Here is a 4725-nt window from a genome sequence, read left to right as displayed (position 1 = left end):
CGCGCGCCGCGCCCTGGAGGGCCTGGTGGCCGAGCGCCTGGAGGCCCGTGCGGCCGCCCGTGCCGCCAAGGACTTCGCCGCGGCCGACGCGGTCCGCGACCAGCTGGCCGCCCTCGGCATCGTGGTGGAGGACGGCCCGCAGGGTGCCACCTGGGACCTGACGACCACCAAGGAGGCCTGACCGTGCGAGGCAACTCGTCGCGCCGTGGAGCGGTGCGCAAGGACAACAAGAAGGGCATGCAGGTCGGGTCCGGCGGGCACCGCCGCAAGGGCCTGCGGGGCAAGGGCCCCACGCCCAGGGCCGAGGACCGCGAGTACCACCCGGCGGCCAAGCGCGCCCGGCGGCTGGCCAAGGCCGCCGGCCCGCAGCGTCCGAGCCGCAGCAAGGCCCGTAGCGGCAAGGACTCCACGGAGCTGGTGATCGGCCGCAACGCGGTGCTCGAGGCGCTGCGCACCGCGGTGCCGGCCACGCACCTCTACGTGGCGTCCACCATCGACTCCGACGACCGCGTCAAGGAGGCGCTGCGCCTGGCCTCCGAGCGGGGCCTGCCGATGCTGGAGGCCGGCCGCCCGGAGCTGGACCGCCTCTCCGACGGCGAGGTGCACCAGGGCCTGGTGCTGCAGGTGCCGCCGTACGAGTACCCGGACCTGGAGGACCTGCTCGACCGGACCGCGGACGTCACGCCGCTGTTCGTGGCCCTGGACGGCATCACCGACCCGCGCAACCTGGGCGCCATCATCCGCTCGGCGGCGGCCTTCGGGGCGCACGGCGTGATCGTGCCCGAGCGTCGCTCGGCCGGCGTCACCGCCGCGGCCTGGCGCACCTCGGCCGGCGCGGCCGCGCGCCTTCCCGTGGCCCGCGTGACCAATCTCAACCGCGCGCTGCAGGACCTGCGCTCGCAGGGCGTGTTCGTGGTGGGCCTGGACGCCGACGGTGACGTGGACCTCCCCGGCCTGCCGCTGGCCCCGGACCCGCTGGTGGTCGTGGTGGGCTCGGAGGGCAAGGGGCTCTCCCGCCTCACCCGTGAGCTGTGCGACCAGGTCGTCAACATCCCGATGTCGGGGCTCACTGAGTCGCTCAACGCCGGCACCGCCGCCGCGGTCACCCTGTACGAGATCTCCCGCGAGCGCGCGCGGATCGCCGCGGAGGGCGCCGAGGGCTGACGGCCCGCGCCGCCCGGCCTGCTCAGACCGGGCGCGCCGCCTCGGTGGCCTCGCGCGCGTCGGCCAGCTCGGTGAGCAGCTGCGCCACGTCCTCGATGCCGTCCACGCGCGAGGTGGCGGCGCTGGCCCCCTCGCCCACCTTGACGAGCACGGCCGCGGCCTCGCCGTCGAAGGCGCGGAAGACCGTCTCGTCGGTGACGTCGTCGCCGGCGAACCACAGGGTGTGGCCGGGGGTGCGGTCGCGGTGGCTGCGGCGGCGGAAGCGGTCCGCGCCCAGGGAGTCGATGAGGGTGCGCAGCGCGGCCCCCTTGGTGGTGCGCAGCACGCTGAGCTCCAGCACGTTCTTGCCCACCATGACCTGCACGCCGCACCGCTTGCCGAGCCGGCGTGCCGCGGCGCGGGCCTCCAGGGCCACCTCGGGGGAGGCCTGCCGGGTGTGCACCACCACGCCGGCGAACTTCTCCTCCAGGGTGGTGCCGGGCAGCTCGGCCACCAGGCCGCGCCCGCCGGTCACGAGCATCTCCCGCTGGGCGGCCTCGTCCTCGTCGAGGCCCGCCGGGGCGTCGTGGCCCACCTGCCACCGCTGGCCACCGTGGGAGCCGAGCAGCGAGACCCCCTCGGCCGGCCCGAGCCCGCTGAGCTGCTGCAGGGTGGCCACGTCGCGGCCGCTGACGAGCACCACCTCGGTGCCGGGCAGGGCGGCCAGCCGGCGCAGGGCGGCGACGGCACCGGGGTGCGGCCGGACCGCCATCGGGTCGTCGTGGAAGGGGGCCAGGGTGCCGTCGAAGTCGGTGGCCACCACCAGCCACGGGGAGCGGCCCAGGTGGGACTGGTCCGGGGCGGGCTGGTCGGTGCGGCCGGTGGTCACTCGGTCTCCTCGGCGTCGGCGATCACGGCGGGCTCGGGCTCGCCGGCCGGCGGCAGGTCGGGGGCGTGCTCCAGGGCCAGCAGGAAGTCGCGGCTCCAGGTGTGCACGTCCTTGTCCAGAACCACCTCGCGCAGGGCGGCCATGCGGCGCCGCTTCTCGTCCTCGTCGTCGGTGATGGCGCGCAGCAGGGTCTGCTTGAGGCCCTCGACGTCGTGCGGGTTGCACAGGTAGGCCTCGCCCAGCTCCTCGGCCGCCCCGGTGAACTCGCTGAGCACCAGGGCGCCCCCGCCGTCCACCTGGCAGGCCACGTACTCCTTGGCCACGAGGTTCATGCCGTCGCGCAGCGGGGTCACGAGCATCACGTCAGCGGCCAGGAAGAGCGCGGCCATGTCCTGGCGGGGGTGCGAGCGGTGGATGTAGTGGATGGCGGTGGTGCCCAGGGGGGAGAAGTCCCCGTTGAGGTGCCCCACGGTGCCCTCCACCTGCTCGCGGAGGTTGCGGTAGGCCTCCACCCGCTCCCGGCTGGGGGTGGCGATCTGCACGAAGGTGGTCTCCGGCGGGGCCACGCTCCCCTCGGCCAGCAGCTCGCCGAAGGCCTTGAGGCGGTGGCGGATGCCCTTGGTGTAGTCGAGGCGGTCGATGCCGAGGACGAGGGTCCGCGGGTTGCCGAGCGAGGCGCGCAGCTCGGCCGCGCGCTCCCGGACGGCCTCGGTGCGGGCCATCCGGTCGAGCTGCTGGGAGTCCACGCTGATGGGCACGGCGGCGGTGCGGACCTGGCGGCCGTCCTCCTCGGCGAGCGTGAGCACCTCGCCCTCCAGGGTCACCCCGGCCAGCCGCGCCGCGGACCGTCGGAAGTTCGCGGCGTCGTCCGCGCGCTGGAAGCCCAGGAAGTCGGCGCCGAGCAGCCCGCGCAGGATGTGCCGACGCCACGGCAGCTGGGCGAACAGCTCCACCGGGGGGAAGGGGATGTGGTTGAACCAGCCGATGCGCAGGTCCGGGCGCAGGTCCCGCAGCAGCTGGGGGACGAGCTGCAACTGGTAGTCCTGCACCCACACCGTGGCGCCGGGAGCGGCCACCTCCGCGGCCGCGCGGGCGAAGCGTTCGTTGACCGTGCGGTAGCTCCTCCACCACTCGCGGTGGAAGGTGGCCGAGACGATGACGTCGTGGTAGATCGGCCAGATGGTGTCGTTGCAGAAGCCCTCGTAGTAGTCGCGGACCTCGTCGGCCGAGAGCGGCACCGGGTGCAGGTGGATGTCGTCGTCGTCGAACGGAGCCGGCGCGTCCCCGGCCTCCCCGGCCCATCCCACCCAGGCGCCGTCGGCCACGCGCATCACGGCCTCCATGGCGGTGACCAGCCCGCCGGGCGAGGTGCGCCACTGGGTGGTGCCGTCGGCGTCCACCACACGGTCCACGGGGAGGCGGTTGGCCACCACCACGAAGTCGAAGGTCTCCGGGCTTCCGGCCTGGCTCTCGGGTGCGTTCACGTCGTCCTCCCGCTGGGTCGGGACCGACCCTCGCGCTCACCTCACCACACGGTGGTGGGGCCCGCAAACGCCCGGACGCTCCGTCGCTGGTTGCACGGGCCGGCGGGGTCCCGGCGCCTACCCTCGGGGCATGGAGATCACGCAGGTGGGCCCGTACCGTCTGGAGGAGCGGCTGGGGCACGGCGGCATGGGCACGGTGCACCGGGCGACCGACGCCGCGGGCCGGTCCGTGGCGGTCAAGGTGCTCCACCCGCACATCGCCTTCGACACCGCGGCGCGCACCCGGCTGGAGCGTGAGGTCTCCACCCTGGCGCGGGTGCGCCACCCTCGCGTGGCCAGCTTCCTGGACGCCGACGTGGAGGCGCCCACCCCCTACATCGTCACCGAGTTCGTGGACGGCCTGCCGCTGGACGAGCACGTGGCCACCCACGGGCCGCTCGACGACGGCGCCCTGCGGCGCTTCACCGCGGGGGTGCACGAGGCGCTGCGGGCCATCCACGAGGTGGGTGTGGTGCACCGGGACCTCAAGCCGGGCAACGTGATGGTGGACCGCGCCGGCGAGCCCGTCATCATCGACTTCGGCATCGCCCACATCGGGGACGAGAGCCGCCTGACCGCCACCGGGCTGGTCATGGGCACCCCGGGCTACCTGGCGCCGGAGCTGGTCGAGGGCGGGCACCCGACGGTGGCCACGGACTGGTGGGGGCTCGGTGCGGTGCTGGCCTTCGCCTCGATGGGGCGCAACCCCTACGGCGGGGGACCGAGCGAGGCGATCCTGGCCCGCATCCGCCGCGGCGAGCACGACCTGCGCTCGATGGACGGGGCCTGGCGGCCGCTGGCCGAGGCCTGCCTGGCGGTGGACCCGTCCGCGCGCCCCACGGCCGCCGAGGTGCGGGAGGTGGTCGAGAACGGTGGGGGTGCACTGCCGGTGCGTCGGGAGACGCAGCCGCTGGGGGTCCAGGCCGGGCCGCCCGGGGAGGACCCCGGAGCCACCCAGCCGGTCGGTCACGACCCCGCTGCCACCCGGGCGGTCCCGGGAGCGGGTGCGTGGGCGAGTCCCGCGCACGCGCCGGCGGACGCGACCCGTCCGGTCGAGCGCACCCCCACCCGGGAGATCCCGCGCTCGGCGGTCTCGCGGCGTGACGAGAGCGTGCTGCAGCCCCCGCCGCAGCACCGTGCCCAGCCGGCCGGCACCCTGCGCGAGCCCGA

Annotated in this window: 4 protein-coding genes and 1 pseudogene; 3 read left to right on the top strand and 2 right to left on the bottom strand. The window is 75.3% G+C overall.

All coding sequences use genetic code 11. From position 1 onward, the window contains the following. Positions 1–181, top strand: a pseudogene (locus tag HMPREF3099_RS11805) (cysteine--tRNA ligase); the annotation flags it as partial. A gap of 2 nt (positions 182–183) precedes the next feature. Beyond that, complete coding sequence (gene rlmB / locus HMPREF3099_RS11800; protein WP_070706264.1) at positions 184–1164, top strand: 23S rRNA (guanosine(2251)-2'-O)-methyltransferase RlmB; 981 nt, start codon at positions 184–186, stop codon at positions 1162–1164. 22 nt (positions 1165–1186) lie between these two features. On the opposite strand, the gene otsB is transcribed toward rlmB, so the two are convergent. Continuing rightward, entirely contained in the window at positions 1187–2032 is an 846-nt protein-coding gene (gene otsB, locus HMPREF3099_RS11795; protein WP_202816766.1) for a trehalose-phosphatase, read from the bottom strand. Then, on the bottom strand, positions 2029–3516 hold the full coding sequence (locus HMPREF3099_RS11790) for an alpha,alpha-trehalose-phosphate synthase (UDP-forming) (RefSeq protein WP_070706263.1): 1488 nt from the start codon (positions 3514–3516) through the stop codon (positions 2029–2031). The genes otsB and HMPREF3099_RS11790 overlap by 4 nt, the downstream gene beginning before the upstream one ends. 130 nt (positions 3517–3646) lie before the next feature. On the opposite strand from HMPREF3099_RS11790, the gene HMPREF3099_RS11785 reads away from it, so the two are divergent. Then, positions 3647–4725, top strand: a 1079-nt coding sequence (locus HMPREF3099_RS11785) for a serine/threonine-protein kinase (protein ID WP_168168538.1), incomplete at its 3' end; no start/stop codon positions are given.

The sequence above is a fragment of the Kytococcus sp. HMSC28H12 genome (assembly GCF_001816045.1).
Taxonomy (GTDB): domain Bacteria; phylum Actinomycetota; class Actinomycetes; order Actinomycetales; family Dermatophilaceae; genus Kytococcus; species Kytococcus schroeteri.
This window is presented reverse-complemented; position numbering and strand designations above follow the sequence as displayed.